Origin of the sequence: Shewanella sp. 38A_GOM-205m (assembly GCF_000518445.1) — a bacterium.
Classification (GTDB): Bacteria; Pseudomonadota; Gammaproteobacteria; order Enterobacterales; family Shewanellaceae; genus Shewanella; species Shewanella algae.
Map to the genome: position 1 here is coordinate 51,297 of NZ_JADP01000025.1, position 16,581 is coordinate 67,877.

The following is a 16,581-nucleotide window of genomic DNA, read 5'->3' on the forward strand; positions in this document are numbered from 1 at the left end:
TATCAATGAGCAGAATGCTGATGTCAATCTGGCATCAGATACAGGGCGATGCCGCGTTTAATGATCTGAAAGCCTGTCCACTGGATAAGTCAGCCTTGGCAGAGGTTTTCTAGCCTTGATAAAGGCAAACTGACCACACTCTTTATCCAGTCAGCTTATCGGTTGTTTCCATGGTGAGCCAGCTTCTGTGGCTTGGCGGGATTCGCCGTAAGCCACAGAAGCTGGGTTAATGTTGACTCAGAGCTTGAATACTTCCATCCTGGCTTTGAGGCTATGGGTTAAGTTGCTGATCTCCTGGCACGCTATGGCCGTTTGCGATGCCCCTTCGGCCATTTCGGTCGACACGTTATTGATATGGTCGACACTGCGGTTCAACTCTTCCGATACCGCATTTTGCTCACTGCAGGCGGTAGCAATTTGAGTACTCATTTGGGCGATGTTTTCCACCGAGTGCTCTATTTCGGTTATTTGGTTTCCGGCTTCGTTAACCTGCTCTACGCATTGGGTGATACCCGTCTGACATTCTTGGCTGGAAAGACCGATTTTGCTGCTGTTTTCCTGCAGTTGATTGACGATGTCGACAATTTGCGAGGTTGAATCCTGAGTGCGCTGCGCCAAAGAGCGCACTTCGTCCGCGACCACGGCAAATCCACGTCCTTGCTCACCGGCTCTGGCCGCTTCTATGGCGGCATTCAGTGCCAGGAGGTTGGTTTGTTCCGCGATGCCGCGAATAACGTCGACCACCATATTGATGTTGTTTGAGCTTGATTCCAGCTCCCTTGCCAATAGATCGGATTGCTGAATGCTCTTGGACACTTGCTCGATAACCGCCACTGTGCGTTGCAGGGTAGCAGTGCCTTGTTTGGCGACTTCGGTTGCCGAATAGGCCGACGTTGCCCCGGCTTCGGTGTTTTGGGCCACTTCGGCGACTGCTGCCTGCATTTGGGTCATGGCCGATGCGACAGAGCTGAGCTCTGATTGCTGGTTTTGCATACTCGAGGCATTTTGCGCCGAAATGGCACTCACTTCCTCCACTGCTGCGGTCAGTTGGATGGTGGAGTCGCTGATCTCAGACACCAGAGAGTGGAGGTTAGCCTGCATGGTGACCAACTCTTTCAGTAGTGTTCCCAGCTCATCCTTGGTCAGGGCCTGCTCATCTATGGCGTTATTCAGTTGTCCCTTGGCTATCTTGGCGGCGAATTTCAGGGCCCTGTCTATGGGGCGGCAAATTGCCCGCGAGAGCAAGGTAGAGGAGAGGGCTATCACCATTATGATGATGAGCGCACCTATGGCAGCACCGTACTGGGTCAATGAGGCTTCATGCTGAACGTCATCACTGATCTTATTGATTAATTCATCATTGAGCCCCAAGGTATTGTCGAGACTCGTCAAGGCGCGGGAATAGGTATCAAAGCTGGAGAGGATCACCTGATTGGCGGTTGTCGCATCACCTTTTTTCAATAGCTCATTATAGGAACGGGTTTCCTGAATGTATTGATTCCAGGTGTCTTTAAAGGCTTTAAAAGCGTTCTGCTCTTGCCTGCTCAGATCCAAAGCTTCGTAGGCGACTATGCCCGCCTGAACGTCGGCTCTCAGTTTATCCAGCCCTTGCAGCCATTCACCTATTTGCGGGTTATCTATATTGGGAAGCAGTGAAAACTCATCTTTTCGAACCTTGGTGATATCGACCTGGATACCTTTCAATATGGCCACCGAAGGCAGGCTCTTGTCGGTCAGCACCTTGATATTTTGGTTCAATGCCGACAGGCTCAGTACCAATAATATGGCTACAGCAGCAAATACCACAAAGACGACCAGGTAACTCGCCCATATTTTTTTAACGACACTTAAGTCTCTAATATTCATTTACTTCCCCATCAAGGATTGGCTATTAGACAAATGTACAATAACTATAGCCTGATTCCGGGGGACTCCCACCTGTTATAAACAGTTTGCTATTCCGTTTGAAGATTGTGACTTTCCCAACGTTTGTGGGTGATGCCAAGTGAGTGCCAAAGCCAGGCGGGAGTTGTGTTTTTGCCAAGGGGAATAAATATGCGGCGTTACATGCTACGAGCCACTAAAGAAAGGTAGAGCGGGTTTACTTGAGATAAAAAAGCCGGTCAGCATCTTGCCCGCCGGCTTGGTAGAGTTCACGGCATCAGAGCCCTATTCAGTCAAGGCGCCGATTCTATTTAGCGGTATCACTCGTTATTGCCTGTCCCTGTCCATTGGATATTGGCTTTAATCTCTTCCACCAGACCGGCATCCTCTTCGGTAACATGACCTATAACACTGTAGATCTTGCCGACAACAGGTTGCTCGATATCGAATTGCGCCTGGCAGTATTCGATACCATTTTCTTCACCGGGGAATAGATAGGCAGGAATGCGATATTCCATACCTTCGTAGCTGAGGTTGAGGTCGTAAAACTCCCTTACCTCATCACAGCTGAAGTCGGTGTTGGGCACATCGAAGTAGAGCCCCACCTTGGCGCCGCCATTATCCGCAGCTGTCATCTGCATGGTCAGGTGACCGAGCTGATAGCTTGCTTCCGTGGCCGCCGGCAGCTCCGCTGTAAACATACGACCTTGGGCATCGTCATCAGACTCAATATCCAGACGTTTTTCTACATCATCGGCTTTGCTGAACAGGGTATAGCGACCGTCCCATAGTTGCAGCACTTTGGCATTGTCACCGACACCGGCAATGGCGTCGTTCAGCTTGATGGTTTCCTGATGTTCAACACCTTCATCATCGCCGTACTCCAGCACCATTTGGCCTAGTTCATTAATGATATAAGTGGAGACTTCCACGGTTGCAGTGGCGGAACATTCGCTGAGGTTGTCTTGAGTACGGACATTACGCAGCACAGAGCCGTTTTTGAACTCCAGTGTGTCGCACCATACTTGCATCACACCGTCGTCGTTCTCGTCGGCAGAACCCCATTCTGTAGTGAACCAGGTTTTGCCTTCCAGCGGATGTTTGGGCTCTGGTTCGACACCGTTATCGGCAACCTTGACTTTGAGGTCGGTCTTCACAGCTGCATGTTTGCCGTCATTGACTGTCACAGTGATCACAAAGTCGCCGGCAACCAGAGGCTTGCCGGACAAACGCAATGAGTCACCTTGCTCAATTTTCAGGGCGATACCTTGCATATCCGTCATGGCGCTGAAGGTCAGTTGATCTTTATCCTGATCGCCAAACAGCTCATCCAGGTCAATCACCTGATCGATTTGATTGCCTACTGTCAGCGACATGCGTGCCAGTTCAGCTTCCAGTTCGGCTTTTTCAGCCGGGTTGATGACAGGAGCATGGTTGATACTGCTGACTTCAATCTCAATTTCCAGTGGGTAAGAGCGGGCGCCCTTGCTGTCGGTGGCGTAAGCGTGCAGCTCAATTTCACCGGCTACCTTAGGTGTGCCGCTGAGTACGCCTGTTTTGGCATCGAATGCCAGGCCCAGGGTTTCCAGTGCTATGTTGCCATCTTCCTCCATCAGGCTCAGAGTGAAGCTGTCGTTGTCCTTGTCGGCAAAAGCGGCTGACAAATCTACGGCAGTCATCGGCTGACCCAGTTCCACTTCAATTTGGGTCAGCTTGTCCAGCTCAGTCTGGCTCAAGGCAATATGAGGCCTGTGGTTGGACTCTACACCGCCTTCTGGGGTGATCACCGGCTCGTAGTCGTCGAGTTTGTCACCGGCTTCTACCTTGGCAGCCACATCTTCAACCAAGCGTTGCAGATGCGCTTCAGCCAGGCCCTGATGGCTAACCAGCGTCTCGCCGACAATGTTCAGCGCTTGAGCGACCTTGTTGGCACTACTCTTGGCCAGATAGTCACCAAACAGCAGCTCTGGTTCGGCTTTAAGTTCTGCAAATTGAGCCGACACAGCTTTTTCGGCATCCGCCTTGGATACACCTTGGTTGGCGTCCATATGCTTGACAACCAAGTCTGTCAGCGGGCTGATCACCTGGCTGTTGGCATCTTTGCTTGCCGGGGCCTTGAGCTCAAAGGTTTTTTTCACCAAGCCGCGGCTTTCATCCATGGTCTTGTCGGCAATGGCCTTAACACACAGTGTTTGTCCCTGATATTGGCCATCGATCCGGGCAATACCGCCTTTGCCGGTTGTCGCCACTTTGGTTTGGCAGTTTTCGCCGGCATAAACGTCGGCATTCACCAGATAACCATCAATGGCTGTGACCGAAAATGATTTGGCTGTGGGGGTGTCATTGTTGTCGCTGCCGCCGCAACCGGCCAGTGCCAGTGCTATTGACGCTGCAAGCAAAGTCGTATTCTTCATTCTTTATCCCAAAATAATTTGAGCGCCTTGATGACGCCCATTCACCTTTTTAGATACAAAAGTTCCATTTAAAGGGGTGCAGATGATAACTTTGATAAATAAAAGATAAATTGATTGGCTTCACATAAAATTCCTGATTAAAAACAGTGTGATAGGTTGAATTTTGAGCTGTGGTTTAATTTTGAACACATACTGGCGTCATAATCGCCAAAAGTGCCGCTATCTGAGTTTTTACTTGTCAGAAGCAAGGATATGTGCCGCCTGAATGGATTGATAAATGCTTATAAATAAGAGAGTTATTGATGGCTTGTTAATTGCGTCTCGGGTAGCAGAAATGAAAGCTCTGGATTGAATTAGCGCGTATTTAGCCCACGCCAATGCGCGGAGGTTAAGCCGCCGTTTTGTTAAAAGTGAACCTTGGTTCAGTGTAAAAAAACAGCTCCGCAAGAGTGGCATCTGCGGAGCTGTTTTCAATGGAGCTGTTCTAAATGGAGCTGTTCTAAATGGAACTGTTTTAAATGAGAGCTAAGCCGAATTTAATGCCCGTCGCTCACCACTTTGTTTAGGAAACCTGTCTAAGGAGTTTTTTCAGTAGCTTAGGTTTTGGTAACTGGGCTCAGTAGCCTGCCGCCTCACTGCCGGCACGGCGCGGGTCAGATGCACCAAATTTACCTTCTTCGGTCACCATAATGCTCTGGGTGCTGCCCATGGAACTTTTGACCTTGACCTGGTGGCCCATGGCTTCCAGCAGTGATATGGTGTCACCATTGAGGCTGCGCTCAACCCGAATTTCATCCGGCAGCCACTGGTGATGCATCCGCGGCGCAAAGCTGGCTTCGGCGATATTAAGGTCGTGGTCAATTACATTCATGATGATCTGCAGCACTGTGGTAATGATCCTGGCGCCACCCGGGCTGCCGGTAACCAGAAACGGCTGACCGTCTTTCATTATCATGGTCGGGCTCATGGAGCTCAGTGGCCGCTTGTTGCCCTGTACCGAGTTGGCTTCACCGCCCACCAGGCCATAACCGTTGGGGGTGCCGGGTTTGGCTGAGAAATCATCCATCTCATTGTTCAGCAAAATCCCTGTACCATCGGCCACCAGCCCAGAGCCATAACTGAAGTTGAGGGTATAGGTGTTGGATACCGCATTGCCCCATTTATCCACGACCGAGTAGTGAGTTGTCTGGTCACTTTCATAGGGTGCCAGCTTGCCGGGTTTGACCTGGCTCGAAGGAGTGGCGTGCTTGGTGTCGATACTCTTGGCCAATGTCTTGGCATAATCCGGGCTCAACAGGGCTTTGACCGGCACAGGATAGAAATCCGGATCGCCGAGATACTCGCTGCGATCGGCATAGGCCCGTCTCATGGCCTCGGCCATAAGATGCAAAGTGGCGGCGGTGTTGTGGCCCAGATCATGGATGGGGTACTGCTCGAGAATGTTGAGGATCTCTATGATATGAATGCCACCTGATGATGGCGGCGGCATGGAAACCACCTCATAGCCTCGATAGTGTCCGCGCACCGGCTGGCGCTCTATGGCCTGATAGTTGTTGAGATCCTCAAGGGTCATGATGCCGCCGGCGGCCTGAATGGCACTCACCAGTTTCTCGGCGGTTTCCCCTTGGTAAAATCCTTTGCTGCCCTGTTTGGCAATCAGCTCCAGTGAGTGAGCCAACTCAGGCTGCTTGATGATTTCGCCCGGTACAAAGCTGCTGCCATCTGCCTTGTAGAAGATGGCGGCAGAGCTTGGCCATTGGGAGATGCGGCGCTTAACCCCATCGAGGGAGTTGGCCAGATCTGAAGTAACGCTGATCCCTTCCCGCGCCAGTTTGATCGCCGGGGCTATCACTTGTTCCCGTTTCATGGTGCCATACTTGGACAGGGCCAGCTCCATGCCCATCACAGTGCCGGGAACACCCACCGCCAGGCCGTGCTCGCGGCTGAGTTTATTGACCGCATTGCCCTTGTCATCGAGGAAGATATCCCTGTGGGCCTTGGAAGGCGCCATCTCCCGATAGTCTATGGCTATGGTCTTGTTTTCCTTCGCCAGGTGTACCAGCATGAAACCACCGCCACCTATATTGCCGGCCCGGGGCAAAGTCACTGCCAGGGCATAACCCACGGCCACTGCTGCATCTACTGCATTGCCGCCTTGCTTGAGAATATCCACCCCGATACGGGAAGCCAGTGCCTCTTGGCTGGAAACCATGCCATGCTTGGCCCAAACGGGCTGGGCTGTGGCCATTTCACTGTAAATCGAGGATTCGTTGGCGGTAGCTTGTGGGCTGTAACTCAGGGTGGAGGCTGCAGGCAGAGCCAGAGCGACGGCGAAGATCAGCGGTTTTATCAGACGCACTATATTTCCTTATACTGCTTTTGCTTAAGTTGCTATGCAATGTGCCGCCAATTATCCTTGATTGCAAGTTTGCCTCGGCATATGGAATAAATTTGGACAATAAGCACTGGCAGTGGCGTTTTGCCGCCGGCATTGATGAGATCCCCGCCGCCGAGTGGGATCTGTGTCTGGCTGAAGATGGCCAAACAGAGCCGGACAACCCATTTTGTCGGCATGCTTTTTTGAAGGCGCTGGAGCAAAGTGGCAGTGTTTGCGCCGCAGCCGGCTGGCAACCCATGCATTTACAGCTGTTTTGCAACGACAGGCGTTTGGCTGTGATGCCTCTCTATCTCAAGGATCACTCCTGGGGCGAATATGTGTTCGACTGGGCCTGGGCCGATGCCTATCAGCGCCACGGTGAAGCCTATTATCCCAAGCTGGTCTGCGCCATTCCCTTTACGCCTGTCACCGGCCCAAGACTCGGGATAGTGCCCGAGGCCAGGGCGGCAGCCACTGATATCCAGCAGGCGCTGGGGAAACTGTTTTGGCAACTGCTTGAAAGCTACTCCTCCTGGCATTGGCTGTTTGTCAATGAGGTGCAACTCGAGTCATTGCGGCATTTGCCCCAGACCTTGGTGCGGGAAGGAACGCAGTTTCATTGGTTTAACCGGGGTTACAGCAACTTTGATGATTTTTTGGCGCGGCTCAACTCCAAACGGCGCAAGAATATTCTCAAAGAGCGCCGCGCCTTGGCTGGCTTGCAGTTTGTCTGGCTCAGGGGCGATGAACTGCAAGATTGGCACTGGAAGCTTTTCTATCGCTGCTATCGGCAAACTTACCTGAAACGCTCCGGCCACCGGGGATATCTTCAGCCCGACTTTTTCAAGCTACTCGGTAAGTTGATGGCGGCCGAGGTGCGTTTGCTCCTGGTGCACCGCTTGGGTGAAACGCCGCAACAGGCGCTGGCATGCGCGCTTTATCTGCAGGGGAAAGATACCCTTTATGGCCGCTATTGGGGTGCACTTGAGGAGATCCCGGCGCTGCATTTCGAGGCCTGTTACTGGCAGGGGATAGACTACTGTATTGATAATGGCCTCAGTTGCTTCAACGCCGGTGCCCAGGGGGAGCACAAGCTTATCCGCGGCTTTGAGTGTGTCACCACCTATTCGCTGCATGGCATAGCGCATCCAGGCTTTCGGGAGGCGATAGCCGATTTCTGTCAAACAGAGGCCGGCAACAACCGCTTGTATCAAGCGCAGTTGCAGCAGGCCTTACCCTACAAAAAGGGCGATTAACCCAGCGCCAGCCAGACACCGACCCCCAACATCAGGCTGCCGGCTATCCGGTTGAGCAGACGGACATTGTTGCCACGGCTCAAAAACAGCCTCAGGCTCTTGCCGCCATTGGCATAGGCCAGCATGCAGATGAGCTCGGTACACATGATAATGCCGATGAGTGCCGTCAGTTGCGGTGCCATAGGTTGCTGCAGATTGATAAAGGGAGGCAGCAAGGAAATCATAAAGGCCCAGCCCTTGGGATTGGCAATGGCGGTGACAAAGCCTTGGGAGATCAACGCTGTGCGCTTGATACTTCGGGGTTGGTCCAGATTGGCCATCTTGCCCTTGGCCCGCCACATATTGATGCCGAGCCAGATAAGATAGGCACCGCCAAGATATTTGAGCCCCTGGAAGATCATCGGATGTTTCAACATAACCGTGGCTACACCCAGCACGGCCGCCAAAGCCACCAGGGCGACCCCCACGAGTTCACCCAGCATCATCCACAGAGTGCGGCGCACCCCAATGCTCATCCCCAGTGTCATGGCCAGGGTCATGCACATTCCCGGGGTAACGGAAACAAAGAAAAAGGTTGGAATAAAAGCGACGAGCAGGGCGTAGTCTTGCATTTTGGGTACAGCTGTCTCTCAAAAAAGGGAGATCAGTCTAATGAAATCCTACCGGGTGACAAAGTAAAAAATTGCAGTGCTCAATACACTAAGGCGGAAAACAAGAGACCGATCATCAGATCGGTCTCAAACGGGTGATTTCGCTATCGGTTACAGCACGCCACGCTTCATTTGATCGCGCTCGATGGATTCGAACAACGCCTTGAAGTTACCCTCGCCAAAGCCGAGGTTGTTCTTGCGCTGAATAATTTCGATAAAGATGGGGCCGAACAGGTTTTTGGTGAAGATCTGCAGCAGATAGCCACTGTCATCCCCGTCCACCAGAATTTGATGATGCTTTATCTTGTCACGGTTTTCCGTCACCTGAGGCACCTTGTCGAAGATGGTGTCGTAGTATTCAGGGATGATGTCCAGGGTCTCGATTGAGGTTCCTTCCATGGCATCGAGCGAGGCGACGATATCCCTGGTGCGGAACGCCAGATGTTGCACGCCCGGGCCGTTATATTCGCGCAGGTACTCATCAATCTGGTTTTTGTCGTCACCCTTGCCCTCATTGATGGGAATACAGAAGCTGCCATCGGGAGAGCGCAGGGCGTAGGAGACCAAGGCGGTTTGTACGCCGCTGATATCGAAGTAACGCACTTCGGTGAATCCGAAGATATCCTTATAGAAATCAGACCATTGTTCCATAGTACCCTTGTGGACATTGTTGGTCAGGTGATCCACTTCCATAAAGCCTTTTTCAGGGACTATCACAGGGGCAGGCAGGTCGACAAAGTCTGTCTTGTAGATATTGTCCTGCTCGCCGAAACGGTCGATGAAGTAAATCAGGCTGTCGCCTATACCATAGATTGCCGGGTAGGGCAGATCAGTGTGGGCCTGATCTGCCGGACGGGCGCCGCGGGATACCGCCAGTTGCAGGGCATAATTGGCATCTTCTACCCGCCACCCCATGGAGCAGATGGCCGGGCCATGGCGCTTGGCAAATTCGGCGCTGAAGCCTTGACGCTCCTTGTTGAGCAGAAAGTTAATGTCGTTCTGCTTGTAATAGAAAATCTCCCTGTCCTTGGCTTTTTTCAGCATGGAGAAACCAAAGTCGATAAAGACCTGGTGCATGAAATCACTGTCCGGGGTTGCAAACTCGGTAAATTCGATACCGAGCAGTCCCAGTGGATTCTTTTCGCTTGCCATTTCTATGTCCTCTTCAATGATGTTGCTTGCGGCCATTCTCTGATGGCCTTGCTGGATATTCGGGTCCGGGCTCAGCGTTCGAGCCAGGAGCGGTTGTAATCAGTACTCATGCAGCTTTGCACATGGGTGGTTAATTGCAGCGGGGCAAAGGTATCCACCATAACGGCGTATTCATAGGTGTCTTTCTTGCCGATGGAGGCTTCGGTGCGCCCGGGCTGCGGCCCATGAGGCACGCCTTTTTGATGCAGTGTCAGGTAACCGGCATCTATGCCGGTGCGGCTCATAAAGTCGCCATCCACATAGTAGAGCACCTCGTCACTGTCGATATTGTTGTGGTAGTAAGGTGCGGGGATCGCCTTGGGATGGAAGTCGTAAGGTCTGGGAACAAAGTTGCAGATAACAAAGTTGTGGGCGGTAAACACCAGATGATCCGAGGGGGGCAGGTGAATCTTGCCTACCTTGGGCGCGTACTCTGTGATGTTGAAGGCCCAGGGGTAGACAAAACCGTCCCAACCCACCAGATCAAAAGGATGCCATTCCAGCTGAGTCAGCTGATACTTGTCGCCAAACTTGCTGACCAGAGGGAATTCCCCTTGCTCGACCCTGGCCTCTGTCAGTTCGGGTACCCGGATATCCCGCTCGCAATAGGGCGCCGACTCCAGCAACTGGCCATAGTCATTACGAAAGTGTTTGGGGATCTCCACCATGGAGAAGGATTCGATCACCAACAGGCGCACGTTACTGTAGTCCTTGAATTTCAACTGATAGGTGGTGCCGCGGGGGATCACCAGATAGTCCCACTTTTGCACCTTGAGCTTGCCGTATTCACTTAAGAGCTCGCCTTCACCCTCGTGGACAAATACCACCTCGTCGGCGTAGGCATTGCGGTAGAACAGCTCGGTATCCTCGGTGACTCTGGCAGTATAAATCGCCAGATCCTGATTGAAGAAAATCTTGTTGCGGGCACAGAAGAAGTGCCCCTGTCTGTCGGCCTGTTTACTGTCCAGTTTATAGTTCTGTACCAGGGAGTCCTGCCACACTTCACCATGGCTGAGCTCAAAAGGCTCAACGGTTAACGCCTTGGTAGGCATATTGTGGTGGTACTTGTTGGAATAGATATTGGAAAAGCCATGGGTTGAAAACAGCTCTTCACGGTAGAGTTCACCGGATGGCTTCTCAAATGCGATATGGCGCTTGTTGGGAACCTGCCCCTGTTTTACATAAAATGGCATCTGACTCTTCCTTGGTGGCGCTTGCAGTTAACCTTCTTTGGGAACCTTCGGCGGCCACTGTTGTTATTCTTGTTCTCTTTGCGCTCTTGTCTGTCGGAATTGCCGGTCGCTGGCAGCGCAAATGAGCCGTTTTTGTGATCTATCTTTCAATTTAGTTGCGCGCTTGTACAAAAAAAAGAATAATTATTCGGCATACTCAATCTAAAAATTTGATTGTCTTGTTGGATTTACGGGAGTGTAAACCTTGCGTATCGATATCGACGCCTTCAATGTGCTTAAGGTGGTGGTGGAAGAGGGCAGTTTTGCCAAGGCGGCAGAGCGTCTGCACAAGGCGCAGTCGGCGGTGAGTTATCAGATAAAGAAACTGGAACAATATCTTGGCGTTAATCTGCTTGACCGTAATCAATACCGGGCCGAGCTGACTCACGAAGGGCGGGTTATTTTGGCCGAGGGACAACGCTTGCTGGCGCATCTTGGCAATATAGAGCATCTGGCCAGCCGTTTCAGTGAGGGCTGGGAGCCCAGATTGGAGCTGGTGATAGACGGCGCCTTGCCGATGGAGCCTATCATGACCGCCCTCAAGCGCATGACAGAGCATAAGATCCCGACCAAAATCCAGCTCAATATGGAGTTTCTCGGTGGGGTACAACACAGGTTTGAGCGCGACAGCGCTGATCTTATGTTGGTGAAAGACTATCGCAGTGGCCCCAGTTACCACCCCAAGCCCCTGCCTGCTATCACCAGTGTGTTGGTGGCAGGTAAAGACCACCCCTTGACTTCGCGCCGCGGCATTACCCTGTCAGAATTGCAGCAACATGTGGAGCTCACCATCGAAGACTCATCACCGGTCAAGAGCCAGCGCGATGAGCTGCAGTTCGGCGGCGACAAGGTCTTTTATCTCTCCGGTTTCATCATGAAAAAGAACGCCTTGCTCAAGGGCCTGGGTTTTGGCTGGATGCCGGACTTCCTGATAACCGAAGAGTTGGCTTGTGGTGATTTAAGTGAGCTGGACTTTGTCGGCGGCAGCCGTTTTCGTTTTATTCCTCAGTTGGTGTCGACGCTGGAGCGGCCTCTTGGCCGTGCAGGAAGGCTGTTTACTGAGCTGATTCTGGAGGAGTTTGAGCGCTTTCAGGGGGATAATGCCAGCGGTCTGGGTTGAAGCATTCTGTTACTTTTTACTCAAATCACATCCGTCTCCTCACTTGCTGTTTTGACATTTTATGTCATAGACTGAGTGCCAGGTCATTCAGACCCTAAACCATTGAGGGGGAGTTTCAATGAGCAAGAACAGCCATGAAGTGGATTATGAGATCAAGGGCGAGAGCATGCAGCTGGTTGAGGTGGAGCTGGATCCCGGTGAAACCGTGATCGCCGAGGCGGGCGCCATGACTTACATGGAGGAAGGGATCAGTTTTGAAGCGCGCATGGGCGATGGCTCAGAGCCGGATTCAGGATTCTTTGGCAAGTTGATGGGGGCCGGTAAACGTATGCTGACAGGTGAAAGCCTGTTTATGACCCATTTCAGCAATCAGGGCCAGGGCAAACGTCGGGTGTCGTTCGCCGCACCTTATCCCGGCACCATCCTGGCAATCGATCTCGATGAGGTCGGCGGTGAACTCATTTTGCAGAAAGACAGTTTTCTGGCCGCGGCCCTGGGTACCCAGGTGACCATGAGGTTCAATAAGCGCCTGGGAACCGGTTTCTTCGGCGGTGAAGGCTTTATTTTGCAGAGCCTCAAGGGTGATGGCATGGCCTTTATTCACGCAGGTGGCACCTTGATCCGTAAAGAGCTTAAGGGCGAAACCCTGAGAGTGGATACCGGCTGTCTGGTGGGCTTTACCAACGGCATCGATTACGACATAGAGAGGGCCGGCTCTCTCAAGTCCATGGTGTTTGGTGGTGAAGGTTTATTTTTGGCGACACTTTCAGGGCATGGCATAGTGTGGCTGCAGAGCCTGCCGTTTTCCCGTATGGCCGACAGGATCATTGCCCATGCGCCTTCCGCCGGTGGCAGTGACAGGGGCGAGGGCTCAGTGCTTGGTGGAATTGGCCGTATGCTGGATGGGCGCTAAAGCGCTATTTGCGAAACTATCAGCAGAGATAGCAGTAAAGATAGCAGCGAAGAAAGGCAGTCAAGCGCTTAACCTATTTTGCCGACAAACAAAAAAGCCATGGTTTCTACCATGGCTTTTTGCTTTTGAACTTAGGGCTTTTGATAACGGTATCAATGTTCCAGGATCTCAATGTTCCAGGATCTCAATGATCCTGCGGGTCTTGTCGTGCAGCTTGAACAGTGTGCCTTCAATGTCGACCGTTATCAGGCCATCATTGCCCAGCGGCACAACCACTCGGCCGCGGGCATAGATATCATTATCAAGAATATCGCCCCTGTGATAGCGCTTCTGCCAACCCGGAGGCAAAGGTTCACCCCGGGCGGCTTTCTTTTGCAGTCCAGGGGGCAAATCTTTGTGGTCTTTATCCTGCTTGGCCAAAACGGCCGGACTGGCCAGCAGGGCACCCAGGCTGATTGCTACCAAGGCTTTGGATAGTTTGTTTGTCATAGTTTCTCTCCTGCGAGTAGAAGAATACGTTGCCATTCCTGCTCTGTGACCGGCTGCACGCTCAGCCTGGCCCCTTTTTGTACCAGATACATATGTTCGAGCTGCGAGTCTGCCTTGACCTCTTTGAGGCTAACTGTTCTGGCAAACTGACGTTCAAAGCCGATATCCAACTGAAACCAACGCGGTGACTCTGGGCTCGACTTGGGATCAAAGTAGGGTGACTCTGGATCCCAGGCCGTGGTATCGGCTTTGGCCTCTCCGACGACTCTGGCAGTGCCCACCACGCCCGGCGTTTTGCAACTGGAATGATAGAACAAAATGGCGTCGCCGATTTGCAGTTCATCGCGAATAAAGTTTCGAGCCTGATAATTGCGGATCCCGCACCAGGGTTCCACCTTGACCCGCTGTAGATCGCCGATACTGAATTCATCGGGTTCGGATTTCATCAACCAGTACTTCATGCTGGCACTCCTTGAGTGTTTTTACCAGAAAAGCTTACCAGCCTGTTAAGCACTTATTCAGCAAGGCAAGGGCAGACTGACCTCATTAGATTGGTAGATTATGCATTATTGTGATAATCGATGTAAAAGATTAGGAGTCGCCTATGGCCACGCTTAGCCTGACAGCTTCAACTGCTGATTATCAAACCTATCGTCATGATTTTGCCCGCGGGGAACAGGATTACAATCCCGCGACAGTCCACAAATTTGTTGCTGAAATGAAGCGCCAAGGCATGCTGCTCAACGAGTTCAGTTGGGACGATTGGTACCAAAACAGCCATATGGTCGACAGGCCTGAATATATCGCCGATGCTTCCTTGTACGAATGCCGCTTGCTGCTCAGTGCCATGGTGCGACTTGAGCGTTTCAGCCCGGGTGTCCTGCAGAACATGCGCCGCCAGGGGGTCATGTTGGCCTTACTGGAAAGAATGCAGCAACTGCAAAAGGCGGCCTGAGAATATCCGGGGGCTGATCTTATATTGTCCATTTTGCTGCCATGATCCCGTCATCGGCAGACTTTTTATTCAGGGCTCCTTTGAGGGCCCTGATGGTTTTTGAGCCATTATTCTTTAGTCTAAAAGCCGGTTTCCTTGCTTGTTATTCCAATGCGCCATTCGTTAGAGTCGTTATGAACCCTGCGCCCAGGCCGCAGTGAAAGCCAATCATTGCCGCTGTTTTTGATACTTTTCAGATGCCGCCAATATGGCTTCACACTGTGAGGGGAGGGCCGCCGGCTCAGGGTGACAGACTCTTCCTATAACGATAAAACAACGCACGGAGGCTTAGATGTCTGCCAACAAGACAAGCAAGCAACCCAATGATTTACCTCTGTCCCAGAGCCGTTATCTGGGGCACAGTAATACTCCCTTGATAGACAAGACCATAGGCCAGTATCTGCAGGATATCTGCAACCGTTATCCGGACAACACTGCCGTGGTGATGCATCATCAGCAACTGCGCTGGAGTTATGCGCGCTATCTTGAAGAGATAGATAAGCTGGCCACAGGCCTGCTGGCACTGGGTATCGGCCCCGGGGATCGGGTCGGGATCTGGTCGCCCAATAATATCGAGTGGTGTCTGACTCAGTTTGCCACCGCCAGAATTGGCGCCATCATGGTGTGCATCAACCCGGCTTATCGCCCGGAAGAGCTGGAATATGCACTCACCAATGTGGGCTGCAAGGCACTTATCACCCACGACAAGTTCAAGTCCAGCGATTACCTGGCGATGCTGAATGAGCTGGCGCCGGAACTCAGTGATGCCGAGCCCGGCAAACTGATGTCCAGCCGTCTGCCGGAACTGCGCTGCGTTATTCGCACCGGCAGTGACAAGACGCCGGGCATGCTGAATTTCCCTGATGTATGTGCCATGGGCTCTGAGGCGGAATATGCCGATCTCAAAGGCATAGGTGAGCGCTTATCGCCCCATGATGCCATCAATATTCAATTCACCTCAGGCACCACGGGGAACCCCAAAGGCGCCACGCTGACCCACCACAATATTCTCAACAACGGCATGCTGGTGGCCGACGCCATGGGCTTTGGCCCGGACGACAAGCTTTGTATTCCCGTGCCTCTGTACCACTGCTTCGGCATGGTGCTGGGAAATCTGGTGTGTCTGGCCAAAGGCGCCACGGCCGTATTCCCATCCGATGCCTTTGATCCTGCTATTACCCTCAAGGTGGTTGAGCAGGAGCGCTGCACCGGACTTCACGGGGTGCCGACCATGTTTATTGCCGAATTGGAGTTGGCCAACTTCCAGGATTATGACCTCAGCAGCTTGCGAACCGGAGTGATGGCCGGAGCCACCTGTCCCGAGGAAGTGATGAAACGGGTGCATAAGCTGATGCATATGACGGAAGTCGTAATCGGTTATGGCCAAACCGAATGCAGCCCGATCAATAACATGACAGAGGTCGAGTCCTCGCTGGAGAAGCAGGTTACTACCGTGGGCCGGGCTCTACCCCATACCGAGGTGAAGATTATCGATGAGTTCGGTGAAATAGTGCCTGTAGGTCAGCCGGGTGAGGTGTGCAGCCGAGGTTACTGTGTGATGCTGGGGTACTGGAATGATCCGGCCAAAACCCAAGCCTCCATAGACAAAGATGGTTGGCTGCACTCTGGCGATCTCGGGGTGATGGACAGCGAAGGTTATGTGCAGATAGTCGGCCGCATCAAAGACATGATTATCCGGGGCGGTGAGAACATCTATCCGCGGGAGATTGAAGAGAAACTCTACACTCATCAGGATATTCAGGATGCCGCGGTATTCGGGGTACAGAGTGAAAAATACGGTGAAGAGGTGTGTGCCTGGATCAAGATGCGCCCCGGCAGTACTGTCACTGAAGATGAAATCCGCCACTTCCTGACCGAAAAGGTGGCTTATTTCAAAGTGCCGCGTTACATCAAGTTTGTTGAGCAGTATCCGATGACAGTTACCGGTAAAATTCAAAAGTTCCGCATGCGTGAGCTGATGTATGAAGAGCTGCACCGGGATATCAATGGCTGAGTCATTTAAACCGCAACAGTAAAAGAGAAGCGCCGCAATGCGGCGCT

General features: G+C 52.3%; 13 protein-coding genes. 5 read left to right on the forward strand and 8 right to left on the reverse strand.

Features of this window, described 5'->3' with window-relative positions; all coding sequences use genetic code 11:
- Positions 1 to 237: 237 nt before the first annotated feature.
- The 3 genes from N512_RS0114495 to ggt form a co-directional block, all read right to left on the reverse strand.
- On the reverse strand, positions 238 to 1,866 hold the full coding sequence (locus N512_RS0114495) for a methyl-accepting chemotaxis protein (protein ID WP_028780798.1): 1,629 nt from the start codon (positions 1,864 to 1,866) through the stop codon (positions 238 to 240).
- 338 nt (positions 1,867 to 2,204) lie between these two features.
- Positions 2,205 to 4,298 (reverse strand): putative Ig domain-containing protein, encoded by a 2,094-nt coding sequence (locus tag N512_RS0114500; protein ID WP_028780799.1) that lies wholly within the window; start codon positions 4,296 to 4,298, stop codon positions 2,205 to 2,207.
- A gap of 616 nt (positions 4,299 to 4,914) precedes the next feature.
- Positions 4,915 to 6,657 carry a gamma-glutamyltransferase gene (gene ggt, locus N512_RS0114505; RefSeq protein WP_028780800.1) on the reverse strand — a complete coding sequence of 581 codons (1,743 nt, stop codon included), beginning with the start codon at positions 6,655 to 6,657 and terminating at the stop codon, positions 4,915 to 4,917.
- A gap of 92 nt (positions 6,658 to 6,749) precedes the next feature.
- Here ggt and N512_RS0114510 point away from each other — a divergent pair, with 92 nt between their 5' ends.
- Positions 6,750 to 7,931: a GNAT family N-acetyltransferase gene (locus tag N512_RS0114510; protein ID WP_051472820.1), complete on the forward strand. Its 1,182-nt coding sequence runs from the start codon at positions 6,750 to 6,752 to the stop codon at positions 7,929 to 7,931.
- Here N512_RS0114510 and N512_RS0114515 read toward each other — a convergent pair.
- The 3 genes from N512_RS0114515 to N512_RS0114525 form a co-directional block, all read right to left on the reverse strand.
- Complete coding sequence (locus N512_RS0114515) at positions 7,928 to 8,542, reverse strand: LysE family translocator (RefSeq protein ID WP_025887183.1); 615 nt, start codon at positions 8,540 to 8,542, stop codon at positions 7,928 to 7,930. The two genes, N512_RS0114510 and N512_RS0114515, sit on opposite strands and share 4 nt — an antisense overlap.
- A 150-nt stretch (positions 8,543 to 8,692) precedes the next feature.
- Positions 8,693 to 9,733: a 4-hydroxyphenylpyruvate dioxygenase gene (gene hppD / locus N512_RS0114520; protein ID WP_028780802.1), complete on the reverse strand. Its 1,041-nt coding sequence runs from the start codon at positions 9,731 to 9,733 to the stop codon at positions 8,693 to 8,695.
- A gap of 71 nt (positions 9,734 to 9,804) precedes the next feature.
- On the reverse strand, positions 9,805 to 10,965 hold the full coding sequence (locus N512_RS0114525; protein WP_028780803.1) for a homogentisate 1,2-dioxygenase: 1,161 nt from the start codon (positions 10,963 to 10,965) through the stop codon (positions 9,805 to 9,807).
- A gap of 244 nt (positions 10,966 to 11,209) precedes the next feature.
- On the opposite strand from N512_RS0114525, the gene N512_RS0114530 reads away from it, so the two are divergent.
- Positions 11,210 to 12,124, forward strand: coding sequence for a LysR family transcriptional regulator (locus N512_RS0114530; protein ID WP_025011124.1), 915 nt, complete (start codon positions 11,210 to 11,212; stop codon positions 12,122 to 12,124).
- Positions 12,125 to 12,242: 118 nt separating this feature from the next.
- The gene (locus N512_RS0114535) at positions 12,243 to 13,037 is read left to right on the forward strand and encodes a TIGR00266 family protein (protein ID WP_025011123.1); all 795 of its coding nucleotides are present in this window, start codon (positions 12,243 to 12,245) and stop codon (positions 13,035 to 13,037) included.
- A gap of 168 nt (positions 13,038 to 13,205) precedes the next feature.
- Here the strand turns inward: N512_RS0114535 and N512_RS0114540 are convergent, their stop codons facing one another.
- Both N512_RS0114540 and N512_RS0114545 read right to left on the reverse strand, forming a co-directional pair.
- Complete coding sequence (locus N512_RS0114540) at positions 13,206 to 13,526, reverse strand: hypothetical protein (RefSeq protein WP_028780804.1); 321 nt, start codon at positions 13,524 to 13,526, stop codon at positions 13,206 to 13,208.
- Positions 13,523 to 13,987 (reverse strand): EVE domain-containing protein, encoded by a 465-nt coding sequence (locus tag N512_RS0114545; protein WP_025011121.1) that lies wholly within the window; start codon positions 13,985 to 13,987, stop codon positions 13,523 to 13,525. The genes N512_RS0114540 and N512_RS0114545 overlap by 4 nt, the downstream gene beginning before the upstream one ends.
- Positions 13,988 to 14,130: 143 nt before the next feature.
- On the opposite strand from N512_RS0114545, the gene N512_RS0114550 reads away from it, so the two are divergent.
- Both N512_RS0114550 and N512_RS0114555 read left to right on the forward strand, forming a co-directional pair.
- Entirely contained in the window at positions 14,131 to 14,481 is a 351-nt protein-coding gene (locus tag N512_RS0114550) for a DUF6508 domain-containing protein (RefSeq protein ID WP_025011120.1), read from the forward strand.
- Between the two features lie 331 nt (positions 14,482 to 14,812).
- Positions 14,813 to 16,534, forward strand: a complete 1,722-nt coding sequence (locus tag N512_RS0114555; protein ID WP_028780805.1) for an AMP-binding protein — start codon at positions 14,813 to 14,815, stop codon at positions 16,532 to 16,534.
- The last annotated feature ends 47 nt before the right edge of the window (positions 16,535 to 16,581 follow it).